Here is a 215-nt window from a genome sequence, read left to right as displayed (position 1 = left end):
ATCAATTTGTTCACTACGTAGCCATTTTTAACAATATTCTTTCTTCCTTCTGCGCGTCTCTTGCTTATTTTATTTTTCACGCCTTATTTACCCTTGCCCTTAATAAACTGTCAATATACACGCAACGAACAACACCACCCTGAGAATAGCTCCCCGTGGCTGCTGACCACCCGCAGCGAATACGACCGCCTTGGCCGACTGCATCGCCGGGACGT

It is taken from the genome of Enterobacter cloacae complex sp. P18RS (genome assembly GCF_014982105.1).
GTDB classification, from domain to species: Bacteria; Pseudomonadota; Gammaproteobacteria; order Enterobacterales; family Enterobacteriaceae; genus Enterobacter; species Enterobacter hormaechei_C.
Note: the sequence above shows the minus strand (reverse complement) of the source record.